Source organism: Acinetobacter sp. CIP 64.7 (genome assembly GCF_000369745.1).
Taxonomy (GTDB): Bacteria; Pseudomonadota; Gammaproteobacteria; order Pseudomonadales; family Moraxellaceae; genus Acinetobacter; species Acinetobacter fasciculus.
In genome coordinates this window covers 1816718-1836634 of the sequence record NZ_KB850179.1, presented here as the reverse complement: position 1 = coordinate 1836634, position 19917 = coordinate 1816718, and the positions used below count along the sequence as shown (strand labels likewise).

Annotated in this window: 19 protein-coding genes, 5 tRNA genes and 2 pseudogenes; 24 read left to right on the top strand and 2 right to left on the bottom strand. The window is 44.6% G+C overall.

Annotated elements, in window-relative coordinates; all coding sequences use genetic code 11:
* Nucleotides 1–642: 642 nt before the first annotated feature.
* Both F890_RS15305 and argH read right to left on the bottom strand, forming a co-directional pair.
* The gene (locus F890_RS15305) at nucleotides 643–912 is read right to left on the bottom strand and encodes an oxidative damage protection protein (protein WP_004729277.1); all 270 of its coding nucleotides are present in this window, start codon (nucleotides 910–912) and stop codon (nucleotides 643–645) included.
* 15 nt (nucleotides 913–927) lie between these two features.
* Nucleotides 928–2358: an argininosuccinate lyase gene (gene argH / locus F890_RS15300; protein ID WP_026056580.1), complete on the bottom strand. Its 1431-nt coding sequence runs from the start codon at nucleotides 2356–2358 to the stop codon at nucleotides 928–930.
* Here argH and F890_RS15295 point away from each other — a divergent pair.
* From F890_RS15295 to rplK, 24 genes and pseudogenes are all read left to right on the top strand, one after another.
* Nucleotides 2349–3500, top strand: a complete 1152-nt coding sequence (locus F890_RS15295; protein ID WP_005267602.1) for a sensor histidine kinase — start codon at nucleotides 2349–2351, stop codon at nucleotides 3498–3500. The two genes, argH and F890_RS15295, sit on opposite strands and share 10 nt — an antisense overlap.
* Nucleotides 3501–3569: 69 nt before the next feature.
* Complete coding sequence (locus F890_RS15290; protein WP_005267601.1) at nucleotides 3570–4310, top strand: LytR/AlgR family response regulator transcription factor; 741 nt, start codon at nucleotides 3570–3572, stop codon at nucleotides 4308–4310.
* 108 nt (nucleotides 4311–4418) lie between these two features.
* Nucleotides 4419–5342, top strand: a complete 924-nt coding sequence (hemC, locus tag F890_RS15285) for a hydroxymethylbilane synthase (RefSeq protein ID WP_004729285.1) — start codon at nucleotides 4419–4421, stop codon at nucleotides 5340–5342.
* A complete protein-coding gene (locus tag F890_RS15280; RefSeq protein WP_004729286.1) occupies nucleotides 5342–6121 on the top strand; it encodes a uroporphyrinogen-III synthase in 780 nt (259 codons plus the stop codon). Before hemC ends, F890_RS15280 begins: the two co-directional genes overlap by 1 nt.
* Nucleotides 6118–6957 (top strand): hypothetical protein, encoded by an 840-nt coding sequence (locus F890_RS15275; RefSeq protein ID WP_004729288.1) that lies wholly within the window; start codon nucleotides 6118–6120, stop codon nucleotides 6955–6957. Before F890_RS15280 ends, F890_RS15275 begins: the two co-directional genes overlap by 4 nt.
* A 6-nt stretch (nucleotides 6958–6963) precedes the next feature.
* Nucleotides 6964–8157 carry a hypothetical protein gene (locus F890_RS15270; protein WP_004729289.1) on the top strand — a complete coding sequence of 398 codons (1194 nt, stop codon included), beginning with the start codon at nucleotides 6964–6966 and terminating at the stop codon, nucleotides 8155–8157.
* Between the two features lie 8 nt (nucleotides 8158–8165).
* Nucleotides 8166–8498, top strand: a pseudogene (locus tag F890_RS15265) (acyl-CoA thioesterase); the annotation flags it as partial.
* A gap of 99 nt (nucleotides 8499–8597) precedes the next feature.
* A pseudogene (locus F890_RS19170) lies at nucleotides 8598–8699 on the top strand (acyl-CoA thioesterase); the annotation flags it as partial.
* A gap of 141 nt (nucleotides 8700–8840) precedes the next feature.
* The gene (locus F890_RS15260) at nucleotides 8841–9167 is read left to right on the top strand and encodes an H-NS histone family protein (RefSeq protein ID WP_026055760.1); all 327 of its coding nucleotides are present in this window, start codon (nucleotides 8841–8843) and stop codon (nucleotides 9165–9167) included.
* 182 nt (nucleotides 9168–9349) lie between these two features.
* A complete protein-coding gene (gene gspN / locus F890_RS15255) occupies nucleotides 9350–10093 on the top strand; it encodes a type II secretion system protein N (protein ID WP_004729292.1) in 744 nt (247 codons plus the stop codon).
* A complete protein-coding gene (locus tag F890_RS15250; protein WP_004729294.1) occupies nucleotides 10093–10947 on the top strand; it encodes a type II secretion system protein N in 855 nt (284 codons plus the stop codon). Before gspN ends, F890_RS15250 begins: the two co-directional genes overlap by 1 nt.
* A gap of 38 nt (nucleotides 10948–10985) precedes the next feature.
* Nucleotides 10986–13250: a type II secretion system secretin GspD gene (gspD, locus tag F890_RS15245; protein ID WP_005102817.1), complete on the top strand. Its 2265-nt coding sequence runs from the start codon at nucleotides 10986–10988 to the stop codon at nucleotides 13248–13250.
* A gap of 62 nt (nucleotides 13251–13312) precedes the next feature.
* Complete coding sequence (locus F890_RS15240) at nucleotides 13313–13972, top strand: FHA domain-containing protein (protein ID WP_004729299.1); 660 nt, start codon at nucleotides 13313–13315, stop codon at nucleotides 13970–13972.
* 78 nt (nucleotides 13973–14050) lie between these two features.
* Nucleotides 14051–14719: a phosphoglycolate phosphatase gene (locus F890_RS15235; protein ID WP_005267598.1), complete on the top strand. Its 669-nt coding sequence runs from the start codon at nucleotides 14051–14053 to the stop codon at nucleotides 14717–14719.
* 108 nt (nucleotides 14720–14827) lie between these two features.
* Entirely contained in the window at nucleotides 14828–16321 is a 1494-nt protein-coding gene (gene trpE / locus F890_RS15230; protein WP_004729304.1) for an anthranilate synthase component I, read from the top strand.
* 98 nt (nucleotides 16322–16419) lie between these two features.
* Nucleotides 16420–16495: transfer RNA gene (locus F890_RS15225), tRNA-Thr, on the top strand.
* 56 nt (nucleotides 16496–16551) lie between these two features.
* Nucleotides 16552–16635, top strand: a tRNA-Tyr gene (locus F890_RS15220).
* Nucleotides 16636–16673: 38 nt separating this feature from the next.
* A tRNA-Gly gene (locus F890_RS15215) sits at nucleotides 16674–16749 on the top strand.
* A 17-nt stretch (nucleotides 16750–16766) separates the two neighbouring features.
* A tRNA-Thr gene (locus F890_RS15210) sits at nucleotides 16767–16841 on the top strand.
* Nucleotides 16842–16991: 150 nt separating this feature from the next.
* Entirely contained in the window at nucleotides 16992–18182 is a 1191-nt protein-coding gene (gene tuf / locus F890_RS15205) for an elongation factor Tu (protein WP_004646112.1), read from the top strand.
* Nucleotides 18183–18234: 52 nt separating this feature from the next.
* A tRNA-Trp gene (locus F890_RS15200) sits at nucleotides 18235–18310 on the top strand.
* A gap of 74 nt (nucleotides 18311–18384) precedes the next feature.
* A complete protein-coding gene (gene secE / locus F890_RS15195; RefSeq protein WP_004278617.1) occupies nucleotides 18385–18825 on the top strand; it encodes a preprotein translocase subunit SecE in 441 nt (146 codons plus the stop codon).
* Between the two features lie 7 nt (nucleotides 18826–18832).
* Entirely contained in the window at nucleotides 18833–19366 is a 534-nt protein-coding gene (nusG, locus tag F890_RS15190; RefSeq protein ID WP_004278615.1) for a transcription termination/antitermination protein NusG, read from the top strand.
* Between the two features lie 119 nt (nucleotides 19367–19485).
* Nucleotides 19486–19914, top strand: a complete 429-nt coding sequence (gene rplK / locus F890_RS15185) for a 50S ribosomal protein L11 (protein ID WP_004278614.1) — start codon at nucleotides 19486–19488, stop codon at nucleotides 19912–19914.
* Nucleotides 19915–19917: the final 3 nt, after the last annotated feature.

Here is a 19917-nt window from a genome sequence, read left to right as displayed (position 1 = left end):
CCTTGAAAGGGGGCTTTTTTTATGCGCTTAAATTATCAAGCCAATCGGCAAATTGCAGGCAAAAAAATACCCAGTCTTTGGGGGAAGAACTGGGATGAAATCGGGGTATTTGTTGCTTATTATTATAGTTATTCAAAGATATCTCATCTTCTTAGGGCTCATTATAGAGAGACAGTTTTTTTTAATCATGTGGCTTCTTGTAGCAGAATGTTGTGTTTTGTGAATACTCTGTATATTGCTTTTACAATCCATTATTTTGATACAAATCTAAATGTTTTTCAGCAGGATAGTGACTGACTCGATAGACGAAATAGGATAAGTGAAAATCTGTTTTTTGTGCCCTAAATATTGGTTAGTAAGATTTGCTAGATTTAGTCAAAAAATCCCTTGAGATAGGGGATAGATTTATGCCTACGCGGACTTCATCTTTGTCTCGTGTAACAAAAGAAAAGCAGGGCTTTAATGTGAAAAGCTTCTGTATGGGGAGCTCTTTACATTCAAAACTACGTGCTTAGCTGGTCTTGAGTAATGTTTAGAACAACACATAAAAAAGAATCTCCAAAGTTGGAGATTCTTTTAGATTAAAGTCTACGCGGACTTCCTCCTTGTCTTACGTAAAAAAGAAAAGCAGTGCTTTCTTTTTTACTCAGGCTTCAGCCCTTCGGCTTTTTCTAGGGATGCATCATTGTTAAAGAATTTTTCACGCTGTTCTTCAAGAAACTTTTTCGCATCTGCTTCAAACACGTTCAAACGCTTTTCATTAATTAGCGTAGTCTGGTGTTTTAGCCATTCTTGCCAAGCCTGTTTAGACACGGTGTCAAACAATTCCTGACCCTTTGGCCCCGGGAATGGAGCAAAGTTTAAACCTTCCATGTCCGCCTGATACTTACGGCAAAAAACTTGTCGAGACATATCCATACTCCAAAATTATGCGTAAAGTTGTTCCAAACGCGCATGTGCACGCTCAATGGCTGCTTTCACTTGAGCAGGCGCGGTGCCACCAATGTGATTACGGGCATTCACCGAGGCTTCAAGGGTTAAGGCTTTTTCAAATACGTCTGCTTGAATCAGGTCAGAGAACTGTTGCAGTTGTTCGAGTGTCAATTCAGACAGGTCTTTAGATTCTTGTACACCGAGTGCAACCGCTTTACCTACAATCTCGTGCGCATCACGGAATGCAACGCCGTTTTTCACCAAGTAATCAGCCAGGTCAGTCGCAGTTGAGAAACCACGTAGTGCTGCTTCGCGCATTTCAGCAATGTTTGGAACCAGTGCAGGAATCATGTCGGCAAATGCCATGAGTGAACCGCGAACGGTATCAATTGCATCGAACAATGGCTCTTTATCTTCTTGGTTGTCTTTGTTATAGGCTAGTGGCTGGCCCTTCATTAAAGTCAGCAGGCTCATCAGGTCACCATAGACACGACCAGTTTTACCACGTACCAGTTCAGGTACATCCGGATTTTTCTTCTGCGGCATGATGGATGAACCAGTACAGAAGCGATCTGGAATATTCACGAATTTAAACTGCGCAGACGTCCATAGAATCAGTTCTTCAGACATACGTGATAAATGCATCATGATTAAAGATGCAGCGGCATTAAATTCAATTGCAAAGTCACGATCCGATACTGCATCTAAAGAGTTTTCAGCAACGGCTTCAAAACCTAACAGTTCAGCGGTATAGGCACGCTCAATCGGGTAAGTCGTTCCCGCAAGTGCAGCAGAACCCAGTGGCATACGGTTGACACGCTTACGGCAATCAATCAGACGTTCTGAATCGCGGACCAGCATTTCAAACCAAGCCATCAAATGGTGACCAAAAGTCACTGGCTGTGCAGTTTGCAAGTGGGTAAAGCCTGGCATGATGGTGTCGGTGTTTTTAGCCGCTAGGCTTAAAATACCTTTTTGTAATTTTTTCAGTAATTCCAAGATGCCATCGATTTCATCGCGCACATAAAGACGGATATCTGTCGCCACCTGGTCATTACGGCTACGACCGGTATGCAGTTTCTTGCCAGTAATGCCGATACGCTGAGTCAGGCGTGACTCAATGTTCATGTGAACATCTTCTAAATCAATGCGCCATTCAAAGTTGCCTGCCTCAATATCGGCTTGAATCGCTGTCAGACCTTCGATAATGTCATCGCGTTCTTGCGCGGTCAGTACGCCCACTTTTGCCAGCATGGTTGCATGGGCAATCGAGCCTGCAATATCTTGTTTATAAAAACGTTGGTCAAATTGAACAGATGCTGTAAATTCAGCAACAAAAGCATCAGTCGCTTCAGAGAAACGACCGCCCCACATACCCGAAGTCTGGGCGTGTGATGGATTAGAGGAATTAGAAGATGTGGTCATGTCGGCTCAATCAGATTAAAAGCAGTAGAACGAAAAAGAGTATAACAAATTCAAAGCCTATTGCCGAAGTCACATCTGCTCAATCTTTCGCATCGATGAACGAACAAACGCAAAATTCCTATTTTTTTAGCCAGATCGGCAATTCACGCTATTTGCTGGAACTGTTTGCTGGCGGCAATATTCTGGCCATGATTCTAGCGCTTGCAGAAGCACAATCCTGGCAGGCTTTAAATGGGATGCGCCTGCTGCAATATATGCTGTATATCAACTGGGTACTGTTATGTTTTGCAGCATTGGTCGAGCTGTTCCATCAGGCCTTTCAGCGTATGGGCATTAAACTGGCTTTGATTTCTGGATTTCTGCTGTTACAGGCAATTGTACTGCTCACTACGGTGAACCTGAATATCTTGATATATTTTGGACAGAATTTTAATTTTCAGGATTTAAACCTGGCGATTGCGCTGGATCGGGTCGGACTCCATTTAAGTCTGGGAATTTTGCTGGGAACTTTCTGTTTTCGCTATCTTTATTTGCGTGAGCAATGGGAGCAGCAGCATAGTGAGTTGAATGCTAGGATTCAGGCCATGCAGGCACGGATTCAGCCGCATTTTTTGTTTAACAGCATGAACAGTGTGATCAGCCTGATCAGTATCAATCCGGATAAAGCCGAGCACATGCTGCTGAATTTGTCACGGTTATTTCGTGCCAGTTTTCAGGAATTAAAACTGGTCAGCCTGCAGGAGAAAATTGATCTGTGCCAGCGTTATCTGGAGATTGAGCAGATCCGTCTAGGTGAGCGTTTGCAGGTCGAATGGAAGTTAGAAAACAAAGACTTATACTCACAAGTTCAAATTCCATTATTAACTTTACAACCCTTGTTAGAAAATAGTATTTTCCATGGAGTTGAAAAAATTCTTACAAAGAGTACCATAAGCATATTGGTTGAAATATTGCAAAATCAAATTAATATCATCATAACGAACCCTTATGCACAGGATAATAAAACTTTAAAAAAGGGACATGGTATTGCAATAGAAAATGTCAGACAGCGTCTGCAAGCTTATTATGGACCCAGTGTGACTTTTCAAACCTTTGCCGGCGAAGAGATGTTTACGACGGTAGTGCGATATCAATATAAATAAAAATAAATCAAAGAAATCGCAGTTAGCTTTATCATTCATCTGATGATGTTAACTGGGTAAGGAGGAGAAATGGACATCCTGATTTGTGATGATGAGCCTTTGGCCGTCGAGCGTTTATCACGTTTGGTCTCTCAACTGGGGCATGATGTGTTGGCGACAGCAAGCCATGGCCGTCAAGCGATTGATCTGGCTCACCAATACGAACCCGATGTCATCCTATTAGATATTCAAATGCCTGAAATGAACGGACTGGCTTGTGCGCAACATTTGCGTCAACTGGATCCAATGCCGGCCATTGTCTTTTGTACGGCCTATGACCAACATGCGCTGGATGCATTTAAATCAAATGCCGAAGGCTACTTACTTAAACCGGTGATGCAACAGGAATTGGCACAGGTTTTAGAGCACTTAACTAAACTTACCCAAGCTCAAATGAGCCAACTAAAACAAAAAGAAAATATGGACGAAATCAATATCAGCCGCCAGCAGATTGCGGCAAAGACCTATCGTGGTGTCGAATTGGTGCCAGTTGAAAATATCTATTATTTTCTGGCGGATCAGAAATATGTCACTGTGCGTCATAAAAACGGCAGTGTATTGATTGATGAAACCTTAAAGGAGTTAGAGCAGGAGTTTGGGAACCAGTTTATCCGGATTCATCGTAATGCCTTGATCTCGGTGCATTATCTGGATGGTCTGGAAGTGGTAAGTTCAGGTCAGTATCAGGTACGTTGTCGTGAGCTGGACGACCGTTTGGCGGTCAGTCGGCGACATTTACCGTTTTTACGAGATCGGATTCAAAAGCTTTAGCAGGGGATGAATGAGAGCATTCAGTTGAAACTTGTATAAATTCACTTGCATTTTCAAGTGAGCAGGTTAAGTTTAGACTATTGTTCTCATTTACTGTTATTGAAATTTATGAAGACCCTAAAAATTGCAACTCGACAAAGTCCACTTGCGCTTTGGCAAGCGGAACATATCCGTGCGCGCCTACAAGATTTGCACGCTGGTTTGCAGGTCGAGTTAGTCACTTTTGTTACACAGGGGGATAAAATTCTCGATACGCCACTGGCTAAAATTGGTGGAAAAGGACTGTTTGTAAAAGAATTAGAAGCCGCTTTACTGGATGGTCGTGCAGATCTGGCTGTGCATTCCATGAAAGATGTCCCGATGGCCTTGCCTGAAGGTCTGAGTCTGGCAGTGATCTGTGAACGTGAAGATCCACTGGATGCCTTTGTGTCGAATACTTATGCTAGGTTTGAGGAATTACCACAAGGCGCCAAAGTCGGAACCTCAAGCTTGCGCCGTAAAACCCAGATTTTAAAACAGCGTCCGGATCTGGACATTATCGATTTACGCGGTAATGTCGGCACACGTTTGTCCAAACTGGATGCAGGCCAGTATGATGCGATTATTCTGGCCAGTGCCGGTTTAAAACGCTTGGGTCTGGCAGAACGTATTCGTCATACTTTAACGCCTGAAGTCAGTCTGCCGGCCGTGGGTCAAGGTGCATTGGGCTTAGAATGCCGTACTCATGATCAGACGGTGCTGGACTTGATTCAGCCACTCCTGCATGCAGATACAGATGCTTGCGTACGTGCCGAACGTGCCTTTAATGCCTATCTGGAAGGCGGTTGTCAGGTGCCGATTGCCGGTTATGCCACGCTCAAAGAGAGTGTGATTTCAATCGAAGGTCGTGTCGGCAGTGTTGATGGAACGGTTTTGCTCCGGGCACAGCACACTGGAAAAACGGCAGATGCAGAGCAATTGGGTGTGAAGCTGGCAAAAGACTTGCTTGATCAAGGTGCTGGCGAGTTGCTGAAAGCACTCTATTCAAACTGATGTTATTGATTAATACCCGCCCCAGTGACCGTGCTGCAGGCTTGACCGAGCAGTTACAGACAGCGCAAGTGTCTGTTCTGGAATTGCCTTTGCTCGAACTGCATGCCATGCCTTATTCCGATGAGCTGTCGAGTTTGTATCAGCAGCTGGAGCAGGCACAGATTATTGTGGTGGTCAGTCCGACGGCCGCCCAGATTGGCATGCAATATTTACAACAGGCGGGAGTCGCGCTCTCGGCCTTGGCGCAGGTACATTGGGTGGCAGTAGGAAAAGCCACTGAACAGGCATTGGCGAGCTACGGCATTCATAGTCATGTGCCTGAGGTCGAAACCTCGGAAGGCATGCTGCAATTGCCTGTGTTGAAGCAACTGGCTTCTGGTTCAGGTGTAGCCTTCTGGCGCGGAGAGGGGGGTCGTCAATTTATGATGGATCATTTACGTGCCAGCAATATTAAAGTTTTAAACTTTATTTTGTACCGGCGGCAATGTCCTGAAACGACAGCAACGATTTTGGCAAAGAACCTGGGGCTGCTTAAGACGCAGCAGCGTTTTGCAGTTCTGATCACCAGTGAAGCAAGCTGGTTAAACTGGCTGGCACTTATGCAGGATGATGCAGAGTTCATGCAGCACGTCTGTTATTTGGTTTTGGGGCCACGTTTGGCCACTATTCTTGGGGCATATCAACAGCAGCATCAGGCAAGTTTTCAATTCGTAGAAATCGATGATTTAGACGCAAACACGATCTTGCAGAAAATGGGGCTGATATTAGGGAACGCATGAAGAAACTATTCATTGTATTGTTCATCTTAAGTTTGTCGTGGCTGGTCAAGCTCAGCTATGACCTCCATGTTTTGAATACAGCACAGACTGAACTTAATCAGAGCCTCAATCAGTTACAGCAGCAAAATGCCATGCTTAATGATCAGTTCGTGGCATTAAAGCGTCAGATTTCTGCTCAGCAGGAAAAGACTGGAGTCACTGCAGCAAAAGCATCAGCAGGGGAGCCGATAACGGCTGAAATGCAGAATGATATTGCCTTAGTACAGCAACATCTGGATCTGATCGAATTTGCACTGCAACAGCAACAATACGCCACTGCAATAGAGAAACTAAATCAGTTATCCAATGAGCTGGATGATTATGTTTTAGCGCCTGCCTTGGTCAGTAGTTTGCAGCAAGTGATTGCAAAAGATCAGGACATGCTGAAAAAATTCGTGAACAGCCGATTAGTGCAGCAAAATAAAGTAAAAGAACTCCTGATGCAGATAGATGCTGAAATTGAAAAAGAAATTCAGACGCCACATCGTCAGCGTCCAGAAACTCAACGCTCTTTCTGGCAGCGCTGGATTCAGGTTGAATCCGCAGATCAGCCAAGCACAGTCTTGATGCAACGGCATCTGGTACTGAAAGAGGCCCAGTTGCGCTTGCTCATCGCACAAAATACCTTGCAAAAAGACCAATCTGTCGCTTTTCAGCAAGCACTGAATGCCGTGATTGAAATCCTAGAACAATTACCAGATGCGCAGAGCCGGAAATGGATTCAGCAATTGAATCAAATCAAGGCTACCCCGATTACTCCGATTCCATTATTAAATACACGCACCCTAGTAGGCTAATTGCTTATGAAACAGATTCTGCTGGCCTATTTATTTGTCTGCCTAATTGGCATTGCGGGGCTGAGTATCCTGAGTTATGGACATGGGGCTGGCTATGTCTATCTGTATTGGCGCGAGTGGCAGTTACAAACCACCCTCTGGTTTTTGGCTACATCTTTAGTGAGCGTAAGTTTTTTGATGCATTGCATCTGGTATGCCATCAAGCAGTATCGCAGTCGTGAACAGCGTAAAACTGAAACAGTCTTTAGTTTTTCCCGCTTACATCCTTATGAACAATTGGCAGTCATCTGGTTATTAAACGCTGCTCAGGATCAGCGGGATTTTATTCAGCAGTCTTTCACCAAGTCGGGTTTACTTAAACATATTATTGATGCACGTTTATCTTGGGGGCAACAACAATATACTCATGCATTAACTGCTTTAAACCAATCCAATCCCATGGCATTTGAATTGGCAGAATTACAGCGGATTGAAATTTATTTATCACAACAGCAAGGTGAACAAGCACTTACCCATTTAGAGTTTTTAAATCAGCATGAATTATCACCTTGGTTAATACAGGTTAAAACAGCCTATGAGCAGCGCCTTGTCGCATTGTGGGGGGTATTTGCCATGCAGTTTCCCTGGTTATATTTACGCTCGACTCAATATGGGCATTTAGACCAAGAAGTAAAAAAATCATGGCTGGAACAATTATTACTGGCCTATGACCAAGCCACACAGGACGATTTATTTTATTTACAGCAACGTTATTTAGATTTAAAACCTCAGATATTTGATCGTGAATATTCGGTCAAATTATTATGGTTGAAATTATTATTTAGAATGCCAGAAATGAGTGCCGAGCATGAAGTGCTTGCGATTCATTTAATGGAACAGCAATTTAATCAGGATGTATTTTATTTGTGGTTCCAGCAACAGTTATTGCGGCAAAATCCAGATTATGATGCGATTGCACAACAGATTTCGCACTGGGAAGCCAAATATCCGGCATTACCGATTTTAAGCTTTGCGAAATGGCATGTGTTGCAAGCTACAGGCTATACAGATCAAGCTCAGCAATTGCTCGACTTATATCCGGATGATATCCGGATGAGTTATTTAAGAATTAAAGCTGCCTTACAAGATCGGGAGGACTTGCTACAGCAGTTAAATGCAGTATTTGAATCGAATGTAAACTTTATAGAAATTAAGACTTGAGAATAATGATGTCAGAATTAAAACAATATCCAGTTATTTATGAACAAAGAGTTGCATGGGGCGATATGGATGCCTTTGGACATGTCAATAATGCCATGTATTACCGTTATGTCGAAAGTGCACGTCTAGCTTATTTAACCCAATTAGAAATTCTCACTGAATCGGTATCTACCGTAGTGGCATCCAATCAGTGCCGTTATTTAAAACCCGTGGTTTTTCCTGATCATTTAAAAGTGGCAGCACGTATTGAAGAAATCCGTAATAGTGCAGTTAGAATGCAATATGTATTATGGAGTGAAAAACAGCAAAGTATTGTTGCTACTTCAGAAGCAGTTAATATACTTCTTGCGTTAGTCAAATTTTAAGCAGTCGAAAGCTATATTTTATGAGGTTTTAGCCAATTCAAAAATTAGATAAAACTATACTTTCGCAAGAGGTCTATTGTCTGTGTCGATAAAAAGACCATGCAGAAAACAGAAATTCCGGAACATATTCGCGAAAAAATCAAAGCACTTGAATTAAGCGTTCAACATGAAATTTAAAAATGAATGAAGCATTTTATTTTGTAATTTTTTTTAAACTTTATTGTTATTGCTTTAAGGTTTTATATTGAATGTTTTATTTAATATAAATATGATGGGGCTATTATTTAATAAAATGAATAATATTATTTTTCGGAGAGCATTATGCCAGATATTACGCATTTATCAGTAGAAGAGTTAAAACGTTTACAAGCAGAAGCAGAATCGCTGATTGCTTCAAAAAAAGATCAAGAAATTGAAGACGCTTATCAGCAAATCTTGGCAGTTGCTGAGAAAGTTGGTATGACGGTTGAACAGTTACTTGAATTTGGTGCGTCTAAGCGTAAGAAATCATCACGTAAGTCGGTTGAGCCGCGTTACCGTAGCAAAAGCAATCCGGACGATACCTGGACTGGCCGTGGTAAACAGCCGCGCTGGTTGGTGGCTGAATTGGAAAAAGGCGCAAAGCTGGACGATTTCCTGATCTAAGCCTTCATTTGATCTGGTCATTAGGCTGTCATACAGACAGTCTATGATCATTAAACCAAGCATACCTGCTTGGTTTTTTTATATCTATGAATTGGCGTTGACAGAAAAGTGTGCATAATGTGTGGGTATAAGGGAAAAATTATAAATGGGGATTTGGACTTGAGCGATTGGTCGTGGTGGGGATGAGCAGTAAACCGAAAACTTTAAGATGGTTGATCCTTGCTCTTGTTGCATTTTTTATTTTTGTCGTATTACAAGTGCCAGCAGCCTGGTTAATTTCGAAATTTTATAAAAATAACCAGACTTTGCATAATGTAAACGGAAATATCTGGCAGGGAAGTGCGGACTGGAAAAAAGGCAATCTTCGGGGCAGTCTGAACTGGAAAGTGCGGCCGCTGGATTTGCTGTTGCTGCGAGTTGGAGCACATGTGGATTTGCATAGTGGCAATACCCAGCTTTCCGGGATCATGGCTTATGGTCTGAATAAGTCTTTGATTTTCAAAAATCTTGAAGGGCAGGTCGCGCCTGAAACTCTAAAAAAACTTGCAGACTGGCAATGGCCGAGTACTGCGATTCAGTTTAAAGATCTGGATTTTAAATATAAAAAAGAACAGGGCTTCAGTCAGGTGGCCGGGCAAATGCAATGGACGGGTGGTGAGCTGATTTATACCTTTGCTCAGCGTCAGGAACGCATGAATGTACCTGCCATGACTGGAAAACTCGCAGATGAAAGCGGACAGCTGTTAGTTGATGTTCGGGATAGTCGCGATCAACGTATGCTGAATATCAAGCTTGATCCGAGTCTGATGCTAGATATCCAGCTCACCCAGCGCTTTTTAATGAATGCGCCTTCTTATGAAGGTAAAGCCGGATTAGATACCTATGTGATCAGTACCCGCCAACCCTTAATGGGAGGCTTGAACTGATGGCAGTTTCTCTGAATGATTTAAAAAATATTGAACTGAAACAGATCAATCGTGCTGCACCTGTGGTTTTGTTACTGCTCATCCTGTATCTATGCTGGAAGCTGGCGGCTTTGTTCTGGTTGCTGATTGCTCCACCACAAGCCATGCAGCTGGATCGGGTTGAACTGGGTTCGCAACAGGCACAAATTCCGAATATCAGTGCATTTTCGCTGTTTCAGGAAGTGGGGCAGTCTGCGGGTGTGGTTGAAACGGCCAATATCATTTTACAAGGGGTGGTGGTTGCCAGTCCAAGTTATAACTCTTCTGCAGTACTGAAAATTAATGATCAGGTCGATCGTTACCGTGTCGGGGAAATGCTGGCCAATAGCGGTTTTGAGTTGGCTGAAGTGTATTGGGATCGGGTTATTTTACGTCGATCCACAGGTGCTACTCAAGAAGTCTTATTCAAAGGTCTGGAAAATGGCTTGAATCAGCCGATTGTGCCGGAAACATCCGCATCTTCAAGTTCAATGCCTGCTATGCCTTCTAACAGTGGTATGCCTGAGCAGCCTTCGCCACAGAATGAAATTGGTCGGGCCATCCAGCAGATGCAGGAAAACAAGGACCAGTATTTACAGAATATGGGGGTTAGTGCAGCAGACGGTAGTTATGAAGTGACTTCACGGACGCCGGCTGCACTGCGTAATCGCCTGGGTTTAAGACCGGGCGACCGGATTTTGTCTTTAAATGGCCAGACGCTGAGCCAGGGACAGACCGAAGCACAATTACTGGAACAGGCCCGACGTGAAGGTCAGGTCAAACTCGAAATAAAACGTGGTGATCAGGTGATGACCATACAACAAGATTTGAAGTGATGTGTCATCACGCATAGGGTTAGGAAACACGAAAGTTTATGGCTTTATTTAATAATAATCGATCAGCATGGGCATTCTGTGTGGCCGCACCGTTAATGGCTATGGTCAGTACGGCGAGTTATGCACAAACCTGGAAAATCAACCTTCGAGATGCTGACTTAACTGCATTCATTAATGAAGTGGCCGATATTACCGGCAAAAACTTCGCAGTCGATCCGCGGGTACGTGGCAACGTGACGGTCATCTCCAATAAAGCCCTGAATAAAAATGAAGTCTATGACCTGTTTTTAGGCGTACTGAATGTCAATGGTGTGGTGGCGATTCCTTCGGGTAACACCATCAAGCTGGTTCCGGACAGCAATGTCAAAAGCTCAGGCATTCCCTATGATGCCAGAAGCCGTGCCAGTGGTGACCAGATTGTGACCCGAGTGTTGTGGCTGGAAAATACCAATCCGAATGACTTGATTCCTGCATTACGTCCTTTAATGCCGCAGTTTGCCCATTTGGCGGCGGTGCCGGGTACGAATGCCTTAATTGTGTCGGATCGTGCCAGCAATATTTACCAGCTGGAAACCATTATTCGTAATCTGGATGGCACCGGTCAAAATGATATTGAAGCGGTCAGTTTACAATCCAGTCAGGCCGAAGAAATGATTGGACTGATCGAGTCCATGACTGCCACCGGTGGAGCTAAAGATGTCCGCGGTTCACGGGTGCGGGTGATTGCAGATACTCGTACCAACCGGATCATCATCAAAGGTGATCCCACGACGCGCAAACGGGTGCGTCAAGTGATCGAAACTCTGGATGTGCCGGCTGCGGATCGTTTGGGCGGTTTAAAAGTTTTTCGTCTGAAATATGCCAGTGCCAAAAATCTTGCGGAAATCTTGCAGGGGCTGGTGAGCGGGCAGGCGGTGAACAGTAGTAATTCAAATTCAGGTAGCACAACCTCGACCTCGTCTTCACTCAGTTCCAGCAGCAATTTAAATAACAACAATACCAGTACGGGTTCGAGTAGCAACACCTCTTCAGGCATTCAGCTGAATACCGGCATGAATAATGAGCAGGGCGGAATTACCAGTTTTAATGGTAATGGCGTCAGTATTATTGCCGATACCACGCAAAATTCTCTGGTGGTGAAAGCGGATCCACAACTGATGCGAGAAATTGAATCAGCAATTGACCAGCTGGATATCCGTCGTCAACAGGTGCTGATCGAAGCCGCGATTATTGAAGTGGAAGGAACCGATGCGGATCAACTCGGTGTGCAATGGGCCTTGGGTGATATCAGCAGTGGGATTGGGCTGGTGAACTTCGATAATTTTGGGACTAGTCTGAAAAATATTGCGGCCGGTTATCTCACCGGTGGTGGTGCAGGTGCTGCAAGTGCCGTGGGCGCGGGCAGTTCACTGGTACTCGGTGATTATCGTGAAGGCAGTGATGGTTCCCGTCGTCTGTATGGTGCGATGATTCAGGCACTCAAAGAAACCACTAAATCCAACCTGTTGTCTACGCCGTCGATTGTGACCATGGATAATGAAGAAGCTTATATTGTGGTGGGTGAAAACGTACCTTTTGTGACAGGCTCAGTGTCTACAGGTGCTGCTGGAGTTGCTAATCCCTATACCACCATTGAACGCAAGGATGTCGGGGTCACTTTAAAGGTGGTCCCGCATATTGGCGAAGATGGTACGGTACGCCTGGAAGTGGAACAGGAAGTTTCTGATGTCAAGGCCAGTAAAGGGCAGGCACAGGATCTGGTCACCAGCAAGCGAGCGATCAAAACCTCAATTCTGGCCGAACATGGACAAACCATTGTCCTTGGTGGTTTGATCTCAGATAACACCAGTTATGGGCGTCAGGCTGTACCTGGTCTGGGTGCGATTCCAGGCTTGGGACGTTTATTCCGTTCAGAAGGTAAGTCCAATCAGAAGCGTAACCTGCTGATTTTTATCCATCCAACCATTGTAGGCGATAAAAATGCAGTGCGTAAACTGACCCAACAACGCTATAGTCAGCTATATAGTCTGCAACTCGCACTCGATTCGGACGGGAACTTTGCCAAGCTGCCAGAAAGTGTTGAAGATGTGTATCAACAGCGAATTCCAGTATCCAGAACGCCATTGCAAAACTCGACTTATCAAACTGTGCCGACCGCACCCGTTCAGGCGCAGCCAGCCAATGTAGTTGTTACGCCGGTAGCGATAGAACCAGTGATTCAGCGACAAGTGGTAGAACCCGTCCAACAGGTAGAAAAAAGTAAAAATACCGTTACAACAACCACACTTAGACCCAAAAGCTAAGTCATTCGCATTTGCAGACAGCATGTTATGATAATGTCAAAGAGAACAGAGAAGTAACTTTCATGACTTGGAAAATACACGCGATTACAGGCGACTTAACAGGACAGGAAATTAGCATTGACCGTGACATGCTGGTGGGGCGTCATCAGGCGGCAGATATCGTGTTACAGGCTGCGGAAATCTCCCGTAAACATGCGGCATTTTTACTAAAGGATGATGCGCTCTGGGTGCAGGATTTGGGTTCATCGAATGGCACTTTCGTCAATGATGTGCAGATTGCGCAAGAAACCTTATTAAAGCAGGATGACATTGTTCAGTTTGCCAGCTTGAAATTTTCAGTAATGGCGCCTGCGGCTGCAGTAGAGGTTCCAGCAGAAATTGAAGCAACGGCAGAAAAAGTCGTGGAACAGGTCGAAGTCGCTGAGCCTACACCTGCACAGCAAATGAATGATCAGGGAATGCCGGAACTGAAACATCGTGATGCTACGGTACAATTAACCCGTGATGGCATGCCAACCAATGTCGGTATTCCAAAACCGGCACCTATTCCGGAAGGCGTGGACATTAATGCGGTAAAACCAGAGCCTACCCCAATTCCGGTTGAGCAGCCTGTATCACGTGTAGAACAGGAAAAAGAAACCCAGAAAAATGTATCTGTAGGTTTGATTTCAGTGATTGTGCTGATTATTTTGGCAATTATGGCTTGGTTGTTGTTCAAATAAGCTGATGATTGGTTACAATCAAGGCATGCATAGCGCATGCCTTTTTTGTGGCTGCGCACATTATAAAAGAGGGTCGGGATGTCTATTGCACAATTAGAAAAGCGTGAACTGATCTTGTTTGATCTGGATGGTACCTTGGTGGATTCAGCACATGATCTGTATCGCGCCATGAATATGAGCCTGAATGTGCTGCAATTGCCTCTGGTAACTGAAGAGCAGGTACGGACCTGGATAGGTAAGGGCACGTCGATATTCTGTGAAAGTGTACTCCAGCATCTGGTGGGTGAAGTCACACCGGCACAGCATCAGGAACTCTTAACGACTTTTCTGGATATCTATAATGTCGATCCCTGCGTCGATACCGTTCCTTTTCCGGGAATCCTGAAATTTCTGGACTGGGCAAAAGCTCAAGGTAAAACCCTGATTTGTGTGACCAATAAGCCTGAACTTCCTGCCCGCAGTATTCTAGATACCTTGGATATGGCTCATTATTTTGCCGATACCATTGGTGGCGACCGTTTTACTGAGCGTAAACCGCATCCGCGCCAGTTGCTGCATTGTGTCGAACATTATAAGGTGAGCAAAGAACAGGTCTTGCTCATTGGTGACTCTTCCAATGATGTCGAAGCCGCACGCCGCGCCGGGATTGATTGTGTTGTGGTCAGCTATGGCTATAATCATGGTGAAAATATTGCAGATTGTCAGCCGCAGCAGATTGTGGATGATCTTAGAGAATTACTTACCTAATACGCGTACTAAGGAACGAAAATGAATAGTTGTAAGGTTTTTCGATGGCGTCGCTCAGTTCAATTCTATTTACATACTGAGTAACCCTAATTTAAAGAGAAAAACCGCATGACCACTCAAGCACAATTCCAAGAACTTGCTGCGCAAGGCTATAACCTCATTCCTGTTTATCGTCAGCGCCTGGCGGATACCGATACACCACTTTCTATTTTTGCTCGGCTTAAACAGCATCAGCAGGCTTATTTATTCGAGTCTGTAGAAGGTGGTGAGAACTGGGCACGCTATTCGATTATTGGACTAGGTGAATCCACGGTATTTTCCTGCAATGCAGGCGAGCTGACGGTACAGCACGCAGATGCTTCGATTGAAAAGCAGCACTGTGCGGACCCATTTCAATATATTCGCGACTTTCAGGCGCAATTTAAGGTGCCAACCCAGGCAGAATTGCCGGACCTACCGAGTTTTACTGGTGGATTAGTCGGTTACTTTGGTTATGACGCGGTGCGTTATATCGAACCGAAATTAAAAAATGTGCCGGAAGCGGATCCGGTCGGCTTGCCAGATATCTGGATGATGTTGTCTAAAACAGTGATTGTCTTTGATAACCTGAAAGATACTTTATTCTTGATTGTACATGCCGATGCAACTGATCCAGTTGCTTATGAAAAAGCACATGAACAATTAAATGAATTAGAAAATATTCTGGCCACGCCCATCAGTCTTAAAGCTGAAAAACATACGCCGCCACATTTCGAGTCCTTCACCGGACATGACAACTTCATTGCCTCGGTAGAAAAAGTCAAAGAGTATATTCGTGCTGGCGATGTAATGCAGGTCGTACCCGGGCACCGGATGGTGTCTGACTTCGATGGAGACCCGCTACAGGTGTATCGTGCGCTGCGTCATCTCAATCCATCGCCGTATTTGTTTCTTGTGCAAGGGCAGACCTTGGAAAACAATACGCCATTCCATATTGTCGGCTCTTCTCCTGAAATTCTGTCCCGTCTGGAAAATGGTATTGCTACCGTACGACCGCTTGCGGGAACACGCCCACGCGGTAAAACCAAAGAAGAGGATCTGGCGCTTGAGGAAGACCTATTATCCGATGAAAAAGAAATTGCCGAACATGTCATGCTGATTGACTTGGGACGTAATGATGTAGGGCGTATCGCAAAAATTGGCAAAGTGCAGGTGACTGATCAAATGGTGATCGAACGTTATTCGCATGTGATGCATATTGTCTCCAATGTGCAGGGTGAAGTACGTGATGATGTTGATGCCCTGGATGTTTTTAAGGCAACTTTCCCTGCCGGCACACTTTCAGGTGCGCCAAAAATTCGTGCCATGGAAATTATTGACGAAGTAGAGCCGGTAAAACGTGGAATTTTTGGTGGGGCTGTCGGTTATTTAGGCTGGCATGGCGAAATGGACATGTCGATTGCGATTCGTACCTGTGTCATTCGCGAAAATAAGGTCTATGTTCAGGCTGGAGCAGGGCTGGTTGCCGACTCCAATCCTGAATCTGAGTGGAATGAAACCCAAATAAAAGCTCGCGCAGTGATCAAAGCGGTTGAATTATCATCAAATGGTTTGATTTTATGAGTTTTTGACGTTTTTTTTGAAAAAAACACTTGCAAGGATTCTGAGTTTTGCTAAACTGCACACCGTTCCGATACGAAACGTACGAAACACTAAGAAACGCCGGCATAGCTCAGTTGGTAGAGCAACTGACTTGTAATCAGTAGGTCCACAGTTCGAATCCGTGTGCCGGCACCATCTTAGAAGTTTGGTAGTGTGAAGTAAAGAACAGCACTGATGTAAGTGTAAAAAATGGTGAGGTTCCCGAGCGGTCAAAGGGGGCGGACTGTAACTCCGCTACGAAAGTTTCGAAGGTTCGAATCCTTCCCTCACCACCAATTTTAAGACTTCAATAAGTGGTTTGTACCAACATCGTGCGGGAGTAGCTCAGTTGGTAGAGCGGTAGCCTTCCAAGCTACATGTCGCGAGTTCGACCCTCGTCTCCCGCTCCATTGAAGTACTAATATTTGCTCTTATAGCTCAGTGGTAGAGCACTCCCTTGGTAAGGGAGAGGTCTCGAGTTCAAATCTCGATAAGAGCTCCAGATTACAGTTTAGCAACTTTGTTGCAAAGAAATTCCAAAAGCAGGCTATTTAGTCTGCTTTTCAAGTATTTGGTGTTCGGTTTTTTTAAACGATATGTCGGAGCTGGGTTTTACTCAGAATTGTGTTCGACGTAAACGAGGAAGATTAACATGGCTAAGGCTAAGTTTGAACGTAATAAGCCACACGTTAACGTGGGCACAATTGGTCACGTTGACCATGGTAAAACAACTTTAACAGCTGCAATTGCAACTGTATGTGCGAAGAAATTCGGTGGCGAAGCGAAAGACTACGCTGCAATCGACTCTGCACCAGAAGAAAAAGCACGTGGTATTACAATTAATACTTCACACGTAGAATACGATTCTCCAACTCGTCACTACGCTCACGTAGACTGCCCGGGCCACGCCGATTATGTTAAAAACATGATTACTGGTGCTGCTCAGATGGATGGTGCGATCCTTGTATGTGCTGCGACTGATGGTCCTATGCCACAGACTCGTGAACACATCCTGCTTTCTCGTCAGGTAGGTGTACCTTACATCGTTGTATTCTTGAACAAATGCGACCTTGTAGACGACGAAGAGCTTCTTGAACTAGTTGAAATGGAAGTTCGTGAACTTCTTTCTACTTACGACTTCCCGGGTGATGACACTCCAGTGATCCGTGGTTCTGCTCTTCTTGCGCTTAACGGTGATGACAGCCAATACGGCGAGCCAGCGGTAGTTGCGCTTGTTGAAGCACTTGACTCTTACATTCCAGAGCCAGAGCGTGCAATTGACCTTCCATTCCTTATGCCAATTGAAGACGTATTCTCAATCTCTGGTCGTGGTACAGTAGTAACTGGCCGTGTAGAGACTGGTATCGTTAAAGTAGGTGAGTCTGTAGAAATCGTTGGTATCCGTGATACTCAAACTACTACAGTAACTGGCGTAGAAATGTTCCGTAAACTTCTTGACGAAGGTCGTGCGGGCGAGAACTGTGGTGTTCTTCTTCGTGGTACTAAGCGTGAAGACGTACAACGTGGTCAAGTATTGACTAAACCAGGTGCGATCAAGCCACACACTAAATTCGATGCGGAAGTATACGTACTTTCTAAAGAAGAAGGTGGTCGTCACACTCCATTCCTTAACGGTTACCGTCCACAGTTCTACTTCCGTACTACGGACGTAACTGGTGCGATCGCGCTTAAAGAAGGCGTGGAAATGGTTATGCCTGGTGACAACGTTGAGATGTCAGTAGAGCTAATCCACCCGATCGCAATGGACCCAGGTCTACGTTTTGCGATCCGTGAAGGCGGTCGTACAGTGGGTGCTGGTGTAGTTGCTAAAGTAACTGCATAATCATAGAATAAGACAAGCAGGTTGGAGCTTAGGCTCCAACTTGTTGTTTTGCAGGTCAGTAGTTCAATTGGTAGAGCGTCGGTCTCCAAAACCGAATGTTGGGGGTTCGAGTCCCTCCTGACCTGCCAAGTTTCTAAAAAGACGCTTGATGTCGGCAAAATTGGTCATATAATAAGTCGCGAAACCTACGACGAGTACAAAAATGTCGAATGAAAAATCACGCGACGCATTAGGCGAAGCGGCAATTCCTCAAAGAAATAATCCTGCAGTAGATGTAAGTTCTGGTTCTCCATTAGACATGGTTCTATGGGTTATCGCCTTGATTTTATTGGTTGGTGCAATGATGGTAAACCAATATTTACCAGCGTACTGGGCACCTGCGAATGATATTTGGGTGCGCGTTGGGGTGATTTTGGCTTGTATCGTTGCAGCATTCGGTTTATTATACGCCACCCATCAAGGCAAAGGCTTTATTCGTCTGCTGAAAGATGCACGAATTGAGTTGCGTCGAGTGACCTGGCCTACCAAGCAAGAGACGATGTCCACATCTTGGCAAGTTCTTGTTGTAGTCGTAATTGCATCCATCTTATTGTGGTGTTTTGACTATATTTTAGGCTGGTTAATGAAGTTTATTATCGGGTAAGAGAGCTATGAAACGTTGGTACATTATTCATGCCTATTCAGGTTATGAAAAACAAGTGATGCGTTCGCTTAATGATCGAATCCAGCGTAGCGCTGTTGCCGATAGCTTTGGTGAAGTCCTTGTTCCTACCGAAGAAGTGGTAGAAATGAAGGATGGCAAGAAGCGTAAATCAGAGCGTAAGTTCTTTCCTGGCTATGTCCTAGTCGAAATGGAAATGAACGATGATACTTGGCACATTGTTAAAGAATGTCCAAAAGTTTTAGGTTTTATTGGTGGTACGGCTGAAAAACCGGCACCGATTACGCAAAAAGAAGCAGATGCGATTCTTGCGCGTGTACGCAATACTGGCGAAGCACCTCGTCCTAAGACGATGTTTGAACCAGGCGAAGAATTACTCGTGGTTGACGGTCCATTCACCGACTTTAAAGGTGTGGTGGAAGAAGTTCAGTACGAAAAGTCACGTTTAACGCTGACCATTAATGTATTTAACCGACCAACTCAAGTTGAATTGGAATTTCGTCAAGTCGAAAAATCAGTCTAATTTGTATGGGTTGAAAACGCCTGACTTATTTATAAGTCAGGCATTGTTGTTGTAACGGTATCGTTACTTGAAATCATTGGGGAGCCTTCACCGGCGTTTGCACCCAGAGGTAATTTGAAATGGCTAAGAAGATTGACGGCTATATCAAGCTGCAAGTTCCAGCTGGTAAAGCGAATCCATCTCCACCGATTGGTCCTGCACTAGGTCAACGTGGTGTAAACATCATGGCATTCTGTAAAGAATTCAATGCTGCTACACAAAAAGTTGAAGCTGGTCTGCCAATTCCAGTCGTGATCACTGTGTACAACGACAAGTCGTTCACATTCATCATGAAAACTCCACCTGCTGCTGTTCTTCTTAAGAAAGCTGCTGGTATCCAGAAGGGTTCAGCTGTACCTAACAAAACTAAAGTTGGTAAGTTGACTCGTGCTCAAATCGAAGAAATCGCGACTACTAAAGAACCAGATTTGACTGGTGCTGATTTAGACGCACGTGTACGTACCATTGCTGGTTCTGCGCGTTCTATGGGCTTGGAAGTGGAGCTTTAAGAC